20 protein-coding genes are annotated in these 17,556 nt (G+C 73.8%); 10 read left to right on the forward strand and 10 right to left on the reverse strand.

From position 1 onward, the window contains the following. Nucleotides 1-107: 107 nt before the first annotated feature. Both ACFYUZ_RS04360 and ACFYUZ_RS04365 read right to left on the reverse strand, forming a co-directional pair. Complete coding sequence (locus ACFYUZ_RS04360) at nt 108-329, reverse strand: hypothetical protein (protein ID WP_389306130.1); 222 nt, start codon at nt 327-329, stop codon at nt 108-110. A 16-nt stretch (nt 330-345) separates the two neighbouring features. After that, entirely contained in the window at nt 346-1,608 is a 1,263-nt protein-coding gene (locus ACFYUZ_RS04365; RefSeq protein WP_389306132.1) for an anion permease, read from the reverse strand. Nucleotides 1,609-2,049: 441 nt separating this feature from the next. On the opposite strand from ACFYUZ_RS04365, the gene ACFYUZ_RS04370 reads away from it, so the two are divergent. Beyond that, nucleotides 2,050-3,177 carry an alpha/beta hydrolase gene (locus tag ACFYUZ_RS04370; protein ID WP_389306133.1) on the forward strand — a complete coding sequence of 376 codons (1,128 nt, stop codon included), beginning with the start codon at nt 2,050-2,052 and terminating at the stop codon, nt 3,175-3,177. Nucleotides 3,178-3,231: 54 nt separating this feature from the next. Beyond that, nucleotides 3,232-4,638 carry a hypothetical protein gene (locus tag ACFYUZ_RS04375; protein WP_389306134.1) on the forward strand — a complete coding sequence of 469 codons (1,407 nt, stop codon included), beginning with the start codon at nt 3,232-3,234 and terminating at the stop codon, nt 4,636-4,638. 13 nt (nt 4,639-4,651) lie between these two features. Here the strand turns inward: ACFYUZ_RS04375 and ACFYUZ_RS04380 are convergent, their stop codons facing one another. Next, on the reverse strand, nt 4,652-5,053 hold the full coding sequence (locus ACFYUZ_RS04380) for a VOC family protein (protein WP_389306136.1): 402 nt from the start codon (nt 5,051-5,053) through the stop codon (nt 4,652-4,654). Nucleotides 5,054-5,111: 58 nt separating this feature from the next. Next, nucleotides 5,112-6,002, reverse strand: coding sequence for a neutral zinc metallopeptidase (locus ACFYUZ_RS04385; protein ID WP_389306138.1), 891 nt, complete (start codon nt 6,000-6,002; stop codon nt 5,112-5,114). 267 nt (nt 6,003-6,269) lie between these two features. Here ACFYUZ_RS04385 and ACFYUZ_RS04390 point away from each other — a divergent pair, with 267 nt between their 5' ends. The 3 genes from ACFYUZ_RS04390 to ACFYUZ_RS04400 all read left to right on the forward strand — a co-directional run bounded on the left by ACFYUZ_RS04390 (nt 6,270) and on the right by ACFYUZ_RS04400 (nt 9,388). Then, the gene (locus ACFYUZ_RS04390; RefSeq protein ID WP_389306140.1) at nt 6,270-7,868 is read left to right on the forward strand and encodes an ABC-F family ATP-binding cassette domain-containing protein; all 1,599 of its coding nucleotides are present in this window, start codon (nt 6,270-6,272) and stop codon (nt 7,866-7,868) included. Nucleotides 7,869-8,233: 365 nt separating this feature from the next. Continuing rightward, nucleotides 8,234-8,455: a helix-turn-helix domain-containing protein gene (locus tag ACFYUZ_RS04395; RefSeq protein ID WP_006123601.1), complete on the forward strand. Its 222-nt coding sequence runs from the start codon at nt 8,234-8,236 to the stop codon at nt 8,453-8,455. Nucleotides 8,456-8,587: 132 nt separating this feature from the next. After that, nucleotides 8,588-9,388, forward strand: coding sequence for an enoyl-CoA hydratase/isomerase family protein (locus ACFYUZ_RS04400; protein WP_389306142.1), 801 nt, complete (start codon nt 8,588-8,590; stop codon nt 9,386-9,388). 116 nt (nt 9,389-9,504) lie between these two features. On the opposite strand, the gene ACFYUZ_RS04405 is transcribed toward ACFYUZ_RS04400, so the two are convergent. After that, nucleotides 9,505-10,191 (reverse strand): hypothetical protein, encoded by a 687-nt coding sequence (locus tag ACFYUZ_RS04405; protein WP_389306143.1) that lies wholly within the window; start codon nt 10,189-10,191, stop codon nt 9,505-9,507. Between the two features lie 93 nt (nt 10,192-10,284). Between ACFYUZ_RS04405 and ACFYUZ_RS04410 the strand changes: the two genes are divergently transcribed. From ACFYUZ_RS04410 to amaP, 5 genes are read left to right on the forward strand one after another with little or no spacing between them, the layout of a single operon-like run. Next, nucleotides 10,285-10,761 (forward strand): Asp23/Gls24 family envelope stress response protein, encoded by a 477-nt coding sequence (locus ACFYUZ_RS04410; RefSeq protein ID WP_389306145.1) that lies wholly within the window; start codon nt 10,285-10,287, stop codon nt 10,759-10,761. A gap of 41 nt (nt 10,762-10,802) precedes the next feature. Continuing rightward, a complete protein-coding gene (locus ACFYUZ_RS04415; protein ID WP_123451009.1) occupies nt 10,803-10,994 on the forward strand; it encodes a hypothetical protein in 192 nt (63 codons plus the stop codon). 9 nt (nt 10,995-11,003) lie between these two features. Beyond that, nucleotides 11,004-11,375 carry an Asp23/Gls24 family envelope stress response protein gene (locus tag ACFYUZ_RS04420; protein ID WP_389306147.1) on the forward strand — a complete coding sequence of 124 codons (372 nt, stop codon included), beginning with the start codon at nt 11,004-11,006 and terminating at the stop codon, nt 11,373-11,375. Beyond that, nucleotides 11,372-12,025 carry a DUF6286 domain-containing protein gene (locus tag ACFYUZ_RS04425; RefSeq protein WP_389306149.1) on the forward strand — a complete coding sequence of 218 codons (654 nt, stop codon included), beginning with the start codon at nt 11,372-11,374 and terminating at the stop codon, nt 12,023-12,025. The genes ACFYUZ_RS04420 and ACFYUZ_RS04425 overlap by 4 nt, the downstream gene beginning before the upstream one ends. Then, nucleotides 12,022-12,609, forward strand: a complete 588-nt coding sequence (gene amaP / locus ACFYUZ_RS04430; protein ID WP_389306150.1) for an alkaline shock response membrane anchor protein AmaP — start codon at nt 12,022-12,024, stop codon at nt 12,607-12,609. The genes ACFYUZ_RS04425 and amaP overlap by 4 nt, the downstream gene beginning before the upstream one ends. Nucleotides 12,610-12,746: 137 nt before the next feature. Here amaP and ACFYUZ_RS04435 read toward each other — a convergent pair whose 3' ends face one another. The 5 genes from ACFYUZ_RS04435 to ACFYUZ_RS04455 form a co-directional block, all read right to left on the reverse strand. After that, complete coding sequence (locus ACFYUZ_RS04435) at nt 12,747-13,502, reverse strand: SDR family oxidoreductase (protein ID WP_389306151.1); 756 nt, start codon at nt 13,500-13,502, stop codon at nt 12,747-12,749. Nucleotides 13,503-13,506: 4 nt separating this feature from the next. Further along, nucleotides 13,507-15,291: a glycoside hydrolase family 15 protein gene (locus ACFYUZ_RS04440; protein WP_389306153.1), complete on the reverse strand. Its 1,785-nt coding sequence runs from the start codon at nt 15,289-15,291 to the stop codon at nt 13,507-13,509. 34 nt (nt 15,292-15,325) lie between these two features. Beyond that, on the reverse strand, nt 15,326-16,141 hold the full coding sequence (locus ACFYUZ_RS04445; protein WP_389306155.1) for an SURF1 family protein: 816 nt from the start codon (nt 16,139-16,141) through the stop codon (nt 15,326-15,328). Between the two features lie 81 nt (nt 16,142-16,222). Continuing rightward, entirely contained in the window at nt 16,223-16,456 is a 234-nt protein-coding gene (locus ACFYUZ_RS04450; protein ID WP_030691654.1) for a hypothetical protein, read from the reverse strand. A gap of 63 nt (nt 16,457-16,519) precedes the next feature. Further along, nucleotides 16,520-17,494 carry a DEDDh family exonuclease gene (locus ACFYUZ_RS04455; protein ID WP_389306157.1) on the reverse strand — a complete coding sequence of 325 codons (975 nt, stop codon included), beginning with the start codon at nt 17,492-17,494 and terminating at the stop codon, nt 16,520-16,522. Nucleotides 17,495-17,556: the final 62 nt, after the last annotated feature.

Raw genomic sequence — 17,556 nt, forward strand, 5'->3', positions numbered from 1 at the left:
ACCCCCCGCCGCCCCCGCCCCCCCCCCGCGCCCCCCCACCCCCCCCCCCCCGGGGGGGGGGGCCCCCCCCGGGGGGGCCCCCCCCCCCGGCCGAGGTGAGGGGAGCGTCAGGCGACGATCAGGTAGATGCCGTACGCGACGGCCGCCAGGCACAGGGCGAAGCAGGCGTAGGCGCCGGTGCGGGCCAGGGCGGCGGAGCCTCCCTGGGCCGCGGCCCGCTCCTGCTTGGAGAGGCCGACGACACCGAGGGTGAAGAGGCCCACGAGGGCGACGGTCGCCGCGAGGCTGACTCCGAAGACGGAGCCGAGGGCTGCCCAGTCGATCTTCATGCTTGGTTCCAGTTCCTTAGACCGCGGCGGGGGCCGGGGGAGCGGCCGGGTCCGTGGGGGCCGGCGCGGGGATGGTGGTCTTCAGGTCCTCGTCCGCGACGGCGGCGACGGAGCCGGCCGGCGGCGGGGTGACGACCGCGATCGCGGTGGTCACGACACCGGCGGGCTCGGCGTCGGTCTCGACGTCGTTGACGTTGGTGTGGTCGACCACCTGGCGGCGGGAGACGAGCCAGATGCCGAGGCAGGAGGCGACCAGGAAGGCGGCGACGACGTAGACGCCCCAGTCGCCCTGGCGGGCGACGTACTCGGCGCCCGCGCCGACCAGGCCGGCGGCCGGCAGGGTCAGGCCCCAGGCGACGAACATGCGGGTGGCGGTCGACCAGCGGACGACACCGCCCTTGCGGCCGAGACCCGCGCCCATGACGCCGCCGGAGACGACGTGGGTGGTGGAGAGCGAGAAGCCGAGGTGGGAGGAGGCCAGGATGGTCGTGGCCGCGCTGGTCTGGGCGGCGAAGCCCTGCTGCGGCTGGAGGTCCGTGAGGCCCTTGCCCATGGTGCGGATGATGCGCCAGCCGCCGAGGTAGGTGCCGAGCGCGATCGCCAGACCGGCGGAGACGATGACCCAGACGGGCGGGTTGGAGCCGGGGGCCAGGGTGCCGCCGGCGACCAGGGCGAGGGTGATGATGCCCATCGTCTTCTGGGCGTCGTTGGTGCCGTGGGCGAGGGAGACGAGACCGGCGGAGGCGATCTGGCCGGCCCGGTAGCCCTTGGCCGTGTCCTTCTCGTCGGTCCTGGCGCCGATCCTGTACGTCAGCTTCGTGGCCAGCATCGAGGCGATGCCCGCGACGATCGGCGCGGCGACGGCCGGGATGAGGACCTTGGTGACGACGACCTCGCCGTTGACACCGCTGACGCCGATCGAGGCGACGGTCGCGCCGATGAGGCCGCCCATCAGGGCGTGGGAGGAGCTGGAGGGCAGACCGACCAGCCAGGTCACCAGGTTCCAGAGGATCGCGCCGACGAGCGCCGCGAGGATCACTTCGGGCTGGATGCCCTCTTCGTTGACCAGTCCCTTGGAGATCGTCTTGGCGACCTCCACGGACAGGAACGCGCCGACGAGGTTCAGCACGGCGGACATGGCCACCGCCGTCTTGGGCTTGAGCGCACCGGTCGAGATGGTCGTGGCCATCGCGTTGGCGGTGTCGTGGAAACCGTTCGTGAAATCGAACACGAGAGCTGTCACGACCACAATGGCGAGCAGCAGCGTGATGTGTTCCATTTACCCAGGCAATCGTTTGACGTCAGTGGCTCGTCGAACGTAAGCAACCTGGGTGAACGGAAGATGAACTGGGGCGGGCGGCGTGGTGTCCCTATCCGGTGTCAAGTGGTTCCGCTTCTCGCCCCGGAGGGCGCGGCGTCCACGATGCGGTCACCGCACGACCCCGGGTAATCCCGTCCTTCACGGGGCACGTACGACCTGCCCCGCTTCCTCCCCTCGCACCCGGTTCCACCCCCTGGACAGGACCGTCCGGCCGGGGGACCCCCCGGAGGAGACCCATGTCACTCCCCCGGGCGACCCCGCCGGTCCACCGCGATCCACCCCGGGCGACCCCGCCGGCCCCGTCGCGATCCACCTCGGGCGCCCCCCGGCCCCGCCGCGGTCCACCCCGGCCGGGTCCGTCCGGTGGCAGTCGCACCCCGCCCTGCCGAGACTGGGAGCGTGCGCCCGGCTACAGCGACGGCAGCGGCCGTCACCACCCTGATCGGTGTCGGCGCGGCCGTGATCGCGGCCGGCCGGTACGCCAGCGACGTCGCCCTCAAGGCGCCGTCCGGACGACCACTGCCCGGAGATCCCGGACTCACCGTGCACGCCACGGGGCCCGAACGGATCACCCTCACCCGCAGCCTCGCCTCGCTGCGCCCCGGCACGTACGGCATGGACGCCCCCGACCTGCACGCCGTCCTCGGTCCCGTGCTCGACCGGGTCCCGCACACCGCCGACACCGTCGTCCGCCGCCTGGAGCGGGTCGAGCTCGGCGTCCTCGGGCCCGGCGCCCGCGTCCGGCTCACCCCCCAGCTCCACCGCGGCACCCCCACCAGTGCCCTCGGCCTCGTCCACGAGGACGTCGAGATCCCCGGCGAGCTCGGCCCCCTGCCCGCCTGGCTCGTGCCCGGCCACCGCGCCACCTGGGTGATCGCCCTGCACGGCCTCGGCACCACCCGCGAACACCCGCTGAACCTCGTCCCCTTCTACGACCGCCGCAAGATCCCCGTCCTCGTCCCCGCCTACCGGGGCGACGAAGGGGCGCCCGCCTCCCCGGACGGCCTGGCCCACCTCGGCGACTCCGAGTGGCGGGACGTCGACGCCGCCATCCGCTACGCCGTCCGCCGAGGGGCCCGGAAGGTCGTCCTGCACGGCTGGGGGACCGGCGCCACGATGGCCCTGCGCGCCGCCGTCGAATCGGGTGTCCGCGACAGGATCAGCGGCCTCGTCCTCGACTCCCCGGTCCTCGACTGGGAGGCCACCCTCCGCAACCTCGCGACGGCCCGCCACGTCCCGGGCCTCCTGCTCCCGCTCGCCGTCCGCGCCGCCCAGGGCAGGACCGGCGCGCACGGCGACCTCCTCCGGACCGTCTCCGAGCCGGGCGCCCTGCGCGCCCCGGCCCTCCTCTTCCACGGTCCCGACGACACCCTCGCCCCCTGGGAGCCCTCCGTCGAACTCGCCGCCCGCCTGCCCGGCCTGGTCGGCCTGCGGACCGTGAAGCAGGCCCCGCACGCCGCGATGTGGAACGCCGACCCGAACCGCTACGAGGAGTCCGTGCGCCGCTTCCTCACCCCGCTGCTCTGACGGCACTTCTGATTCCGATTGGGCTTTCGGGCCGTCAGCGGGAAGACTGCCCCCGTGACGTCTCGAAAGCCCGATGAACCATTGGCGCGCAACTCCAGACTCCGACTCGTCCGCCCGCGGGCGCTGGCCACCGCCCGACGGGCGGTGACGACCCGGCGCACCCGGCCGGCGCCGCGGCCGCCCGAGGGCACTCCGCCCCGCGCGGAGCTCGCCCGCCAGGCCCGGCACGTCCTCGCCGACGCCGTACGGATCGCCCGCTGGGCCGCCGTCGAGCAGGGGGCCGACACGGCACCCCGCACCGGCCCCGCCCAGGAACGGGCCGCGGCCGCACTGGACCTGACGCCCGGGCAGATCCGGGCCGGCTGGGACCGCGCCCGGCTCGCCGGGCTCGTCGAGCTGCACGGCGACACCGCCCGCCCCGGCTGGCGGCTGCACGCCTGGGACCGCGACGACTCCGCCGTCCTGCGCGGCTGGGTCGCCCTCTTCGACGCCTGGTCGCTCGTGCACCCCGCCCCCGAGGGGGTCGCCCCGAGCGCCGTCGCCGAGGTGGTCGAGGCCGTCCCGCAGGTGCTCTCGCTGCTCCAGCTCTCCCAGGGCCCGGTCCTCGTCCCCGCCCTCCTCGACCTCCTCGGCCAGCGCGTCGAGGAGCTCCGCGAGGAGCGCTGCGAGGTCCCCGAGGCCGAGCCGGCGCCCGAGACGGCGGACGCCCCCGCCGCCCCCGCCGGCGACGGGCTGCCCGCCCTCCTCGACTGGGCCCTGGAGGGCCTGGCCGCCGTGGGCGCGCTCACCCTGGAGCCCGGCACCGGCGAGCGCCACGCCACCCTGACCCCGCTCGGCAACTGGGCGGTCTGGGTCAAGCTGGAGCAGATCTGCGTCGCCGCGCAGAGCCCCGCGGGCAACATCGAGCAGTCCGCCGAGGACATGCTCCGCGGCTGCGCCCGGCTCACCCCGGGCCCGGCCCGCGACGAGTACCGCGCCTGGCTCGCGGCCCGCACCCTGTCCAGCGCCGTGGGCGAGCTCCTCGCCGTCGCCCGCGGCGAGGACGCCCTCCTGCGCGGTCTCGCCTTCGAGGCGCTCCGCGTCGTCGGGGCGCCCGCCGAGGCCGAGGTGCGGGCCACCGTCGCCGAGCCCTCGCTCCGCCCGTACGCGCTGCTCTGGCTGGCCGAGTACGAGGGGGCCGACCCCGACGAGGCCCAGGAGGTGCTGACCCGCGAGGAGTCGACCTGGCTCTGGGTCGACACCGCGGCGGCCGTCGCCGACCACGGCGAGAGCGAACTGCTCGTCCGCCACCTCGACTCCGCCGTGCAGGGCACCGTCCCGGCGCTGCTCGACGAGGTCCGTGCCGTCGGTCACCCCCGCACGGTCCAGGTCCTGGTCGCCCTGGCGGCCGCCCACCCGGACCCGGCCCTGGCCAAGGCGGTCCGCCGGGCCGCCTTCCAGGTCCACACCGGCGGGGCCTGACCTCAGGGGACGCTCACCCCGCCGCGCCGGGGGCGTACGTACCGAAGCTCCATACGTTGCCCTCGGCGTCCCGGGCCGTGTAGTCCCGCGCGCCGTACTCCTGGTCCGTCGGCGGCAGCACGATCTCGACGCCCCGCGCCACCGCCCGGGCGTGGTGCTCGTCGACGTCGTCCACGCGCACGTACACCGCGGTGGGCCCGCCGTCGCCCATCAGCTTGTCGAACCCGGTGCCGCTGCCCTTGCTGCCCAGCATCACCATGCCGTTCCCGCAGGAGAGCTCGGCGTGCATCACACGGCCGTCCTCGCCCTCGTACACGGCGTGCTCGGTGAAGCCGAAGCCCTCCGTGAGCTGTTTGATCGCCGCCTTCGCGTCCTCGTACCGCAGCGCCGGACAGATGTCGGGGGTCCCAGCCATCCCGATCACTCCCTCTCGATGTGACCCGGATCTCAGTCTGGCAGCCGCCGCCGACAACTCAGCGGAAGGTGTCGCACCGGGCCATGTCGCCGGTCCGGTAGCCCTCGTGGAACCACCGCTGCCGCTGCGCCGCCGAGCCGTGCGTCCAGCTCTCCGGCGTCACCCGCCCCTGGAACCTCTCCTGGATCCGGTCGTCGCCCACGGCCGCCGCCGCGTCCAGGCCGTCCCGGATGTCCTCGTCGGTGATCCGGGTGAGCAGCGGCCGGCCCGTCTTCTCGTCGGGGGCGGTCGTCGCGTGCCGCGCCCAGACCCCGGCGTAGCAGTCGGCCTGGAGCTCGACCCGCACGGCGTCGGAGTCCGCGCCGGTCCGCCCGTCCTGGGCGCGGGCGAGGGTCCCCATCATGTTCTGGACGTGGTGGCCGTACTCGTGCGCCACGACGTACGCCTGGGCGAAGGGCCCGCCGGTCGCGCCGAACCGGGTCCGCAGCTCCTCGAAGAAGCCCAGGTCCAGATAGACCCGCCGGTCGCCGGGGCAGTAGAAGGGCCCCACCGCCGAGGTCGCCGAGCCGCAGGCGGTGCCGACCCGCTCGGTGAACATCACGGTGGTGGCGGTCCCGTAGGTGCCGCCCCGGCGCCGGTACTCGCTCCGCCAGTAGTCCTGCACGCTGTTGACGACGGCGACGATCCGGCAGTCCTGGCGCGCGTTGGCGTCCGAGCCCTTCCTGCAGCTCTGGTTCACCTGGGCCGCGGACGAAGAGCTCGCGGCCGGCGCGTCACCGCCGGAGGAGAGCCCCAGCTGGTCCGGCCCCACCCCGAAGAGCACGCCCAGGACCAGGGCGATGAGGCCGATGACGCCGCCGCCGACGGTCGCCCTGCCGCCCGGGATGCGGCTGCCGCGGACGTCCCGGACCTCCGAGGTGTCCAGGTCGGCGTCGTCGTCGAACTGCACGGTCCACCACCCTCCGCGTCGCTGTCGCGGCGGTGGCCGCCGCCCTGCGCCGAGTATCGGATGATCTCGACCCGCTCGCCCCTTTTCATGCGCATAGGCGGGAATGTGAGAAAGATTCGATGCCGCCTGCCGCACCCTTATGGCCGAAAACCAGTTGCAGGCGCCCGTTAGACTGGCCGCATGGCCGTTCTCCTCTGGGTGCATTAGCGGCGTCGAAGCCCGCCACCAGCCGTCCTTCCGCCCTTCCCACCGCCCTGGAGTCTGTCCGTGATCACCGCTTCCGGCATCGAGCTGCGCGCCGGCGCCCGAGTCCTCATCGAGTCCGCTTCCTTCCGCGTCGCCAAGGGCGACCGCATCGGCCTCGTCGGCCGCAACGGAGCGGGCAAGACCACCCTCACCAAGTGCCTCGCCGGCGAGGGCCAGCCGGCCGCCGGCAGCATCGCCCGCTCCGGCGAGGTCGGCTACCTCCCGCAGGACCCGCGCACCGGCGACCTCGACGTCCTGGCCCGCGACCGCATCCTCTCCGCCCGCGGCCTGGACACCCTCCTCAAGAAGATGCGGGCGAACGAGGAGCGCATCGCCACCGGCAGCGGCGCCACCCGCGACAAGGCCCTGCGCCAGTACGAGCGCCAGGAGACCGAGTTCCTCACCAAGGGCGGCTACGCGGCCGAGGCCGAGGCCTCCACCATCGCCGCCGCCCTCGGCCTGCCCGACCGGGTCATGGGCCAGCCGCTGCACACCCTCTCCGGCGGTCAGCGCCGCCGCGTCGAGCTCGCCCGGATCCTCTTCTCCGACGCCGACACCCTGCTGCTCGACGAGCCCACGAACCACCTCGACGCCGACTCCATCATCTGGCTGCGGGACTACCTGAAGACCTACCGCGGCGGCTTCATCGTCATCTCCCACGACGTCGACCTCGTCGAGACGGTGGTGAACAAGGTCTTCTACCTGGACGCCAACCGCTCCACGATCGACGTCTACAACATGGGCTGGAAGCTCTACCAGCAGCAGCGCGAGGCCGACGAGAAGCGCCGCAAGCGCGAGCGCCAGAACGCCGAGAAGAAGGCCGCCGCGCTCAACTCGCAGGCCGACAAGATGCGCGCCAAGGCCACCAAGACCGTCGCCGCGCAGAACATGGCCAAGCGCGCCGAGCGGCTGCTCTCGGGCCTGGAGGCGGTGCGGGTCTCCGACAAGGTCGCCAAGCTCCGCTTCCCCGAGCCGGCGCCCTGCGGCAAGACCCCGCTGACGGCCGAGGGGCTCTCCAAGTCCTACGGCTCGCTGGAGATCTTCACCGATGTGAGCCTCGCGATCGACAAGGGCTCGCGCGTCGTCATCCTCGGCCTCAACGGCGCGGGCAAGACGACCCTGCTGCGCCTCCTCGGCGGCGTCGAGAAGCCCGACACCGGCGAGGTCACCCCGGGCCACGGCCTGAAGCTCGGCTACTACGCCCAGGAGCACGAGACGCTCGACCCCGAGCGGACCGTCCTGGAGAACATGCGCTCGGCCGCGCCCGACCTCGACCTCGTCGACGTGCGGAAGACGCTCGGCTCCTTCCTCTTCTCCGGCGACGACGTCGACAAGCCGGCCGGAGTCCTCTCCGGCGGCGAGAAGACCCGGCTCGCGCTCGCGACCCTCGTCGTCTCCTCGGCGAACGTGCTGCTCCTCGACGAGCCCACCAACAACCTGGACCCGGCCAGCCGCGAGGAGATCCTGGGCGCGCTGCGCACGTACAAGGGCGCCGTCGTCCTCGTCACCCACGACGAGGGCGCCGTGGAGGCGCTCGACCCGGAGCGGATCATCCTGCTCCCGGACGGCGTCGAGGACCTGTGGGGCGCGGACTACGCGGACCTGGTGGCCCTCGCCTGACCCTCCGAGGGGCGTCCCGGAGTCTCGTCCGGCCCCGGATGATCATCCCGGGCTGGATCATTCGGCTCATGGGTGATCCGTCATCTGAGTGAGGATCTCTCGTACCTCCCGGCGCGGTGCTCTGCCGAATCCTTCCGGCAGACCCGCGCCGTACGTGTGCTCCCTTTGTGGCGCTGACCTGGCACTTCCCGTACCGAACGGTTCGAAGGCGCGTTTCCCGCTCTGCGGAATACGGGCTTCCGTTCGTGATGACGGCGTACTCGTCCACAAACCCGGCGGCACGGACCTTGTCGAATGGGTGGCCAGGACGGACGGGAGGGGTGATCATGAGAAGTCCAGAGCGCACTTCCCATGAGGAGGCACGGGTGGCCGAGACTCTGAAGAAGGGCAGCCGGGTGACCGGCGCCGCGCGCGACAAGCTCGCGGCAGACCTGAAGAAGAAGTACGACTCCGGTGCGAGCATCCGGGCGCTGGCCGAGGAAACCGGCCGCTCCTACGGGTTCGTCCACCGGATGCTGAGCGAGTCCGGAGTCACGCTGCGCGGACGCGGCGGGGCGACACGGGGCAAGAAGGCGGCCTCGGCCTGACATCGGGGCGGCTCGACCGGTCCACCGGGACCTCCCGGTGGGCACCCGGTCGACCCTGCGGTCGGCCAGGTGGTTACTGTGCAGTCACTTAGCATGTCGCATGCAGTGCTGCACCGGAACCGGAGGCGCCCCATGACTACGCTCGACGACTCTGAGCTCGTGTTCGACAAGGACGGTGTACGGCTCACCGTCGAGGACGCCGTTGCCACGGTGACCCTGACCAATCCGGCGAAGCGCAACGCCCAGTCTCCCGCTCTGTGGCGGGCGTTGACGGAAGCCGGCCGGTCGTTGCCCGGCAGCGTGCGGGTCGTCCTCCTGCGCGGCGAGGGCAAGTCCTTCTCCGCCGGACTCGACCGGCAGGCGTTCACGCCCGAGGGCTTCGACGGCGAGCCGTCCTTCCTCGACCTCGCGCGCGGTTCCGACGAGGACCTCGACGCGGTCATCGCCGAGTACCAGGAGGCGTTCACCTGGTGGCGCCGCAGCGACCTCGTGTCGATCGCGGCCGTCCAGGGCCACGCCATCGGTGCGGGCTTCCAGCTCGCCCTCGCCTGCGACCTGCGGGTCGTCGCCGAGGACGTGCAGTTCGCCATGCGCGAGACCAGCCTGGGCCTCGTCCCGGACCTGACCGGGACGCATCCGCTCGTCTCGCTCGTGGGCTACGCCCGTGCGCTGGAGATCTGCGCCACCGGCCGCTTCGTGCACGCGGAGGAGGCCGAGCGCATCGGTCTCGCCAACCTGTCCGTGCCCGCCGAGGAGCTCGACGCGGCGGTACGGGACCTCAGCGCCGCCCTGCTCGCGGCGCCCCGCGACGCGGTCAACGAGACCAAGGCCCTGCTCCAGGGCGTCTCCGGCCGCTCCTACGAGGAGCAGCGCACCGCCGAGCGCGCCGCCCAGGCCCGCCGCCTGCGCGACCTGGCGGGCCTCGGCGACTGACGCACGCGCGCGAAGGGCGCCGGACGCGCACGCGTCCGACGCGGTGCCCACGCGTCCGACGCGGTGCTCGCGCGCGCTTCGGGCGCTTCGGGCGCAGGACCCCCGCACGCGCGCGTTCAGCGCAGTTCCGACACCAGTACCGTGACCGCGGCCGCCCCGTCGGCGGCCGCTGCCGCGGCGTTCCGGGCGGCGCCGGCCACGTCCAGCGGGCGGTGACCGGCCGTCACGGCCAGCTCCACCCGCACCCCCTCCGGCCCCCGGTGCACCGGCGGCCCCCAGCTGTCCGTCACGCCCGCCACGCCCTCGACCCGCAGGACCGCCAGGGCCACCGGATCGTCCGTCGCCGGGGCCGGCCGCCCCGGCGGGGGAGCGTCCGGGGCCCCCGCGGGCTCCGTGTCGAGCAGCTCCGTCACCCGCAGGTCCACCGCCGTCACGAGCAGCCCGATCCCCTCCCGCGCCGCCCCGAGCAGGGCCGCCCGCAGCTCCTCGGCCAGCTCCGGCAGCGGACGGCCCGCGACCGCCCCGAAGTCCGCGGTGATCCGCAGCACCCCCGGCCCGAGCGCCCCCGGCGGCACCGGGAACGGCTCGGCCCCCGCCGCCCCTTCGTTCTCGGCCTCCAGGTCGGGCCCGACCCGGATCCCGCCCGGCACCACCCCCCGTACAGCCGCGGCGGCCGGGGCGAGGACACCCCGCACCGCCCGCTCGGTGATCCACGCGCCGTCACCGGCGGTCCCGAGCGGCAGCAGCCTGCCCGGCGCGAGCCGCTCCCGTACCGCCGCCGTCCATCCTTCAGCCGTCGTCATTCCCCCAGCCTGCCGCATCCCTCGGGCGAATCGGGGCAAACGCCCTTAATGTGGGCGAGGAACCCCGAAAAATGACAGAAGGGGCTAGATCTGATGACGGACACCACTCACTCCGGAGAGCTCGCGACGGACGAGTCACGCCGCGCCTCCATGACCAAGCGCGGGGGCGGCCTGGCGGGGACCCGGGGCCGGACGACCATCGCCGACGGGGTCGTGGAGAAGATCGCCGGTCTCGCCGCACGCGACGTCGACGGCGTCCACGCCATGGGCAGCGGCCTCTCCCGCACCTTCGGCGCCGTCCGCGACCGGGTCCCCGGCACCGGCGGCGGCAAGTCGAGCGTCACCCGGGGCGTCAAGGCCGAGGTCGGCGAGGTGCAGACCGCCCTCGACCTGGAGATCGTCGTCGACTACGGCGTCTCCATCGCCGACGTCGCCGGAGACGTCAGGGAGAACGTCATCGCCGCCGTGGAGCGGATGACGGGTCTCGAAGTCGTCGAGGTCAACATCGCGGTCAGCGACGTGAAGCTGCCCGAGGACGAGGAAGAGGAGCCGGAGCCCCGGCTCCAGTAGTCGTCGGAACCCCGGCGACAGGGGCCAGGAAGGGACTCGGAATGAGCATGGCGGTGGCCGGCCTGTTGGCCGGCATGGCTCTCGGATTCGCCGGATACTTCGGCGGCTTCGGAGCGTTCGTACTGGTCGCGGCCCTCGGCGCGATCGGCTTCGTGGCCGGGCGGTTCCTCGACGGGGACCTCGAACCCGGAGACTTCTTCCGGGGACGTGAACGCGGCGACCGGCGGCGGTGACCCGAGGTGGTGACGGACCTGGCAGACGATCCGGCACGGGTAAGGGACGGAGTGCGGGACCGGGGGGCGACCACCATCGCCGACCGCGTCGTCGCCAAGATCGCCGCCCAGGCGGCGAGGGAGGCCCTCGACGCCGTACCCGAAGGGGGATCGAAACCGCACGCCTCGGTCGTCGTCCACCGGGACACCGCCCGCGTCTCGGTGAGCCTCGACCTCGACTACCCCTCCGACGTGGGCCGCCAGTGCGGCGCCGTCCGGAGCAGGGTACGCACCCGCGTGGAGGAGCTCGCCGGTCTGGAGGTCCACGAGGTGGCCGTCCACGTCGAGCACCTCCACTCCGCGCACACCCGCCACACCTCGTCGAGGGGCCGCCTCGCATGACCACCACCCCGGACACGGACCCCACGACGAGCGCGGGCCTTCCGGCCGCCCCCGCCGACGGGGCGACGACCGCCCAGGCCGGCGCTCCGGCCCCCCGCGCCCGCCGCTTCTGGTCCGTCCGCCGCATCCCCGCAGCCCTCCTCGCGGCCGTCGTCCTCGGCGCCGCCGGGCTGCTCCTCTACGACGTCGCGGCCGTACGGGCCGACCGCCCCGCGATGTCCTGGCGGCGCCGACTGGCCCACGCCCTCGCGACCAGACCCCTCGACGACGTGGTGATCGTCGCCGGCGCGTCCGTCGCCGTCCTCCTCGGCCTGTGGCTCCTCGTCCTGGCCCTCACCCCCGGGCTGCGAGACGTCCTTCCCATGCGCCGCGAGCACACCGACGTACGGGCGGGACTCGACCGCGAGGCCGCCGCCCTCATCCTGCGGGACCGCGTGATGGAGGTCTCCGGGGTCCAGTCCGTCCGGGTGCGCGCAGGCCGGACCAAGGTCGGCGTCCGGGCGGTCTCCCACTTCCGGGCCCTCGACGAGGTCCGCGCCGACGTGGAGACGGTGCTCGCCGCCGGCGTGGACGAGCTCGGCCTCGCCCGCCCGCCCGCGCCGGCGGTACGGGTGGCCCGGCCGTCGCGGAAGGAAGGGAAGGCCAAGTGACCCGCGTCCTCCGGCGCGTCAACCGCGTCCTGCTCGGTCTCGCCGGGCTGATCCTCGTGGTCCTCGGCGGCGCCGTCCTCGCCGCCGCCGTCGACCTGTCCGTACCGTCCTGGTGGCCCTGGTCGGGCCCCTCCGACGTGCTGCTCTCCACCGCCGACCGGCAGCGCTGGCGGGACGAGAGCTGGTGGTGGCCCGCGGTCATCGCCGCCCTCGGGATCATCGTCCTGCTGGCCCTCTGGTGGCTGATCGTCCAGTTCCGGCGGGCCCGGCTCCGCGAGGTCCTCGTCGACACGCGCGACGGCGAGGCGGCGGTCCTGCGCGGCCGGTCCCTGGAGAGCGTCCTGGAGGCGGACGCCGCCTCGCAGGACGGCGTCGCCCGGGCCAAGATCGCCCTCACCGGCCGCCGAACCGCCCCCCGGTCCCGGATCGCCCTCCTCCTGGAGCCGCACGCCTCCCCGGGCGACGTCCTGTCCGCCCTCAGCGCCCGCACCCTCGCCCACGCCCGTACGTCGACGGGGCTGTCCGCCCTGCCCACGGAAGCGCGCCTGCGCGCGGTGAAGCACCGCGCCCGCCGGGTCGCCTGAGGGCCCCGCCCCGGGGGCCGGGCGCCGCTGCCTGACGGCAGGGCGTCGCCCGGCCCCCGAACGCCGTCCTTCCGACGGCCGGAACGCCGCCCGGGTCTCGCACGCCGCCCTCCGGGGCCCGTGCCCCGCCCCCGGGGTCAGAATCCGGCGCGCGCCCCGCCGTCCACCGGGAGCATCAGCCCCGTCAGGTACGACGCGGCCGGCGAGAGCAGGAAGGCCGCCGTGCGGCCGAACTCCTCCGGGGTGCCGTAGCGCCGCAGCGGGATCGTGAGCTCGTTCGCCGCGCGGGCCGCGTCCGCGTCGCCGGAGAGCGCGTCCAGGGAGCGGACCCGGTCCGTGTCGATCCGGCTCGGCAGCAGACCGATCACCCGGATCCCGCGCGGGCCCAGGTCGTTGGCGAGGGACTTGGCGAAGCCGGCCAGCCCCGGGCGCAGCCCGTTGGAGATGGTCAGGCCGGGGATCGGCTCGTGGACGGAGCCGGACAGGACGAAGCCGATGACCCCGCCCTCGGCGAGCGTCTCGGCGGCCGCGCGGGCCAGCCGCACCGCCCCCAGGAAGACCGTGTCGAAGGCGGCCGCCCACTCCTCGTCGGTGTTGTCCGCCGCGAAGCCCGGCGCCGGGCCGCCGACGCTGATCAGGATGCCGTCGAAGCCGCCGAAGCGGGCCCGCGCCTCGGCGATCAGCCGGGCCGGGGTCCCAGGGTCGGCGTTGTCGGCGGCGATCCCGGCCGCGCCCTCGCCCAGCTCGGCCACCGCGTCGGCGACCGCCTTCTCCTCGCGCCCGGTGACCAGCACCTTCGCGCCCTCGGCGAGCAGCGCCTCGGCGGAGGCCCGGCCGAGCCCCCGCGTCGCCCCGGTCACCACGTACACACGGTCCTTCAGTCCAAGATCCATGCCCCTATCCTGCCGCGTCCTCGGCGGCCAGGGCGAGAGCCGTCCCCACCAGTCCGATGTGGCTGAAGGCCTGCGGGAAGTTCCCCAGCTGGCGTCCCGTCGCCGGGTCGTACTCCTCCGCGAGGAGCCCCACGTCGTTGGTCAGGGTGAGGAGCCGCTCGAAGAGCGCGCGGGCCTCCTCGACGCGCCCGGTCATCCGCAGCGCGTCCGCCAGCCAGAACGAGCAGACCAGGAAGGTCCCCTCCTGCCCCGGGAGGCCGTCCAGGGACGTCGAGTCGGGGCTGTACCGGCGCAGGAAGCCGCCGTGCATCAGCTCCTCGCGCACGGCGTCCACGGTCCCCACCACCCGGGGGTCGTCCGGCGGCAGGAAGCCGACCTGGGGGATGAGGAGGGTGGCGGCGTCCAGCTCGGACGAGCCGTACGCCTGGGTGAAGGTGTTCCGCACGGGGTCGTACGCCCGCGCGCACACCTGGGCGTGGATCTCGTCCCGCAGCGCCCGCCACCGCCCCACGTCCCCCGGCAGCGTGGGGTCGGCCTCCAGGGTGCGGACCGCGCGGTCGGCGGCGACCCAGGCCATCACCTTCGAGTGGGTGAAGTGGCGGCGCGGCCCGCGGACCTCCCACAGGCCCTCGTCGGGCTCCCGCCAGGTGGACTCCAGGAAGCCGAGCAGGCTCAGCTGGAGGTTCCAGGCGTGCCGCTCCGCCGGGATCCCGGCCTCACGCGCGCGGTGGAGGGAGTCCATGACCTCGCCGTACACGTCCAGCTGGAACTGGTCCACCGCCGCGTTCCCGGTCCGGACCGGCGCCGAGTCGGCGTAGCCCCGCAGCCACGGCAGGCTGGTCTCCGGAAGCCGGCGCTCCCCGGCGGGCCCGTACATGATCTGCAGGTCGGCGGGGTCGCCCGCGACCGAGCGGAGCAGCCAGTCCCGCCAGGCGGCGGCCTCCTCCTCGTACCCGGCGGCGAGCAGCGCGCCGAGGGTGAGGGAGGAGTCGCGCAGCCAGCAGGCGCGGTAGTCCCAGTTCCGCACGCCGCCGAGGTCCTCCGGCAGGGAGGTGGTGGGGGCGGCCATGATGCCGCCGGTGGGGGCGTACGTGAGCGCCTTGAGGGTGATCAGGGAGCGCAGCACCGACGACCGGTACGGACCCTCGTAGGTGCAGCGGGCCGTCCACTTCCGCCAGTCCGCGAGGCACTGCTCCAGGGCCTCGAAGGGGTCGACGAGGGCCGGGCGCGGCTCGTGCGAGGGGTGCCAGGTCAGGACGAAGGCCACCTTCTCGCCTGCGGCGACCGTGAAGGAGGACTGGGTGGAGAACTGCTGGCCCCAGGTCTTCACGTGCGGCTCGCTGCGCAGCCAGACCGAGTCCGGCCCGGCGATCGCGACCCGGTGGCCGTCGGCCCTGCGCACCCAGGGCACGATCGAGCCGTAGTCGAAGCGGAGCCGCAGCACGGAGGCCATCTCGACGCTGCCGCTGACGCCCTCCACGATCCGCATCAGGTCGGGGGACGTGTCCCGCTGCGGCATGAAGTCCACGACCTTGACGGTGCCCGTACGGGTCTCCCAGTAGGTCTCCAGGACGAGGGTGTCCTCGGCGTAGCGGCGGGTGGTGCAGCTCGTGGCGCCCTTGGGCGCGAGGGTCCAGTGGCCGTTGTTCTCGTCGCCGAGGATGGCGGCGAAGCAGGCGGCGGAGTCGAAGCGGGGCAGACACAGCCAGTCGACCGACCCGTCACGGCCGACGAGCGCGGCGGTCTGGAGGTCCCCGATGAGGGCGTAGTCGTCGATACGTTGCGTCACGCTTTGGGCTGTTCCCGGAAGCGACGACGGTCAATCAGCGGGACGGAGTGGCCTGCGCCTCCGTCGCGTCCCGCTCGGGGGATCCGGGGACGTCGGCGGCGTCCCCGGTCTGCCGGTCGCGCTTCTCCCGGCGCACCAGGACCACCCAGCCGACGGGCACCCCGGCGGCGAAGAGCCACCACTGCACGGCGTACGCCATGTGGGGACCGATCGACTCGTGGTCCGGCTCGGCGATCGTCTCGGGGGTGTCGCCGGCCGGCTCGGGCGAGGTCAGCTCCAGATAGCCGCCGAGGACCTCGCGTCCCATGAGCTCGGCCTGCTGCCGGCTGCTGATGAGCATGACCTGGCGGTCCGGCAGGCCCTTCAGGTCCTTGATGCCGCTGGCGCCCGTCGTCTCGTCCGCCTTGAGCCGGCCCGTGACGGTGACCTCGCCCTTGGGGGCGGGCGGCACCGGCGGGTAGGCGTGCTGGTCGGCGGCGGCCGGGACCCAGCCGCGGTTGACCAGGACGACCCGGCCGTCGCGGAGGACCAGCGGGGTCAGGACGTGCACGCCCACCTGGTCGTCGGAGGAGGTGCGGCGGCGGACGACCACCTCGTGGGCGGTGTCGAAGGTGCCGGTGGCGGTGACCCGCCGCCAGTAGTCGGCGCGGGGAACGGTGTGACCGGGGGAGGTGAGCTCCTCGACCGGGAGCGGCTCCGCCTTGAGGTTGTCCGCGATCAGGGCGTTCTGGGCGACCCGGTGCTCGTGCCGGTGGAACTGCCAGAATCCCAGCTGGATCATCGTGGGGATGAGGGCGAGGGCGCCGAGGGTGAGGATCACCCACTGCCGGGACAACAGGAAGCGGTACACCCCACGACCGTACAGCGGGGGCCGAGGGGTGCACGCACGGGGGGTTCGGGTCGGGGCGCCCGACCGTCCGGGATCGTTTCCTCACACCCTGTCGACGATGCCCACCTTTCCCTCCGCGCGGGCGCAGTGGCCGCCGCAGTACCAGCTGCCCTCGACCTCGACGCCCTGTCCGATGATCTGGACCCGGCAGTGCTCGCAGATGGGCGCCATGCGGTGGATGGCGCAGGCGAAGCAGTCGAAGACGTGCACCGCGCCCTGCGCGTGCACCTCGAAGGACATGCCGTAATCGTTTCCGCAGACCTCACAACGTGCCATGCGCCACAGGGTGGAGCGCCCGGCGGGCGCGCGCAGCACGGCGCGCCCGCAGGACCGGGGGTGTCACCCGTCTGCCGGGGTCACGTCCCGCAGCAGCTGGGTGTAGGCGGCCTCGTCGACGACCGGGGTGCCGAACGAGCGGGCCTTGAGGGTCTTGGAGGTGGCGGAGTCCGGATCGTTGGTGACCAGGAGGCTGGTCAGCCGGGAGACGCTGGTGGCGACGTGGAGGCCGGCCTCGACGGTGCGGTCCTCCAGGAGCTCGCGGTCGACGGAGGTGTCACCGGAGAACGCCACCCGCATGCCCTGCTTGAGCGGTTTGTCCGACTCGTAACGTCCGGGGTTGGGGTACGGGCACGCCGGGCGCTTCCGCGAGGGCCGCCAGCCGCCCGCCCGGTAGGAGGACGGGTGGCCCGCCCGGGGCTGCGTCGGCGTCGAGGCCCACTCGGTGAGCGGCCGGCACTCGAGCAGCGGCAGGCGGACGTTCCGCTCGGCCGCCGCGTGCAGGCTCGGCCGGAACGCCTCGGCGAGCACCCGCGCGTCGTCGAGCGCGTTGTGCGCGCGCTGCTGCACGACGCCGAAGTGCGCGGCGAGCGACTCCAGCTTGTGGTTGGGCAGCGGCAGCGACAGCTCCTTGGCGAGCGCGATCGTGCACAGCCGCTGGCGCACCGGCGCGGCGGACTTCGCGCGCGCGTACTCCCGGGCGATCATCTGCCAGTCGAACATCGCGTTGTGCGCGACGAGCACCCGCCCGTCGAGCCGCGCGGCGAACTCCGCCGCGATCTCCGGGAAGAGCGGCGCGCCCTCCAGGACGTCGCTGGTCAGCCCGTGGATCCAGACGGGGCCGGGGTCCCGCTCGGGGTTGACCAGGGTGTACCAGTGGTCCTCGACGTTCCCCTGGGCGTCCAGCCGGTAGACGGCAGCCGACACTATCCGGTCGTCGCGGGCGAGGCCGGTGGTCTCCACGTCGACGACCGCGTACCCCTGCGGGTAGGCGGTCGGCCACATCGCTGCTGTCGTACGGTCGTCAAGCACGGTCATTGAGAATACGGGCCTCCACCGACACCCGGGCCCCCGGTTCCGGATTCCGTGGCGGTGATCCG

It is taken from the genome of Streptomyces sp. NPDC004266 (genome assembly GCF_042874095.1).
GTDB lineage: Bacteria > Actinomycetota > Actinomycetes > Streptomycetales > Streptomycetaceae > Streptomyces.

Coding starts and splice junctions, on each gene's coding strand:
- ACFYUZ_RS04360 (WP_389306130.1), bottom strand. CDS start 329: ATGAAGATCGACTGGGCAGCCCTCGGCTCCGTCTTCGGAGTCAGCCTC.
- ACFYUZ_RS04365 (WP_389306132.1), bottom strand. CDS start 1,608: ATGGAACACATCACGCTGCTGCTCGCCATTGTGGTCGTGACAGCTCTC.
- ACFYUZ_RS04380 (WP_389306136.1), bottom strand. CDS start 5,053: ATGGCTGGGACCCCCGACATCTGTCCGGCGCTGCGGTACGAGGACGCG.
- ACFYUZ_RS04400 (WP_389306142.1), top strand. CDS start 8,588: ATGACTACGCTCGACGACTCTGAGCTCGTGTTCGACAAGGACGGTGTA.
- ACFYUZ_RS04405 (WP_389306143.1), bottom strand. CDS start 10,191: ATGACGACGGCTGAAGGATGGACGGCGGCGGTACGGGAGCGGCTCGCG.
- ACFYUZ_RS04410 (WP_389306145.1), top strand. CDS start 10,285: ATGACGGACACCACTCACTCCGGAGAGCTCGCGACGGACGAGTCACGC.
- ACFYUZ_RS04415 (WP_123451009.1), top strand. CDS start 10,803: ATGAGCATGGCGGTGGCCGGCCTGTTGGCCGGCATGGCTCTCGGATTC.
- ACFYUZ_RS04425 (WP_389306149.1), top strand. CDS start 11,372: ATGACCACCACCCCGGACACGGACCCCACGACGAGCGCGGGCCTTCCG.
- ACFYUZ_RS04435 (WP_389306151.1), bottom strand. CDS start 13,502: ATGGATCTTGGACTGAAGGACCGTGTGTACGTGGTGACCGGGGCGACG.
- ACFYUZ_RS04450 (WP_030691654.1), bottom strand. CDS start 16,456: ATGGCACGTTGTGAGGTCTGCGGAAACGATTACGGCATGTCCTTCGAG.
- ACFYUZ_RS04455 (WP_389306157.1), bottom strand. CDS start 17,494: ATGACCGTGCTTGACGACCGTACGACAGCAGCGATGTGGCCGACCGCC.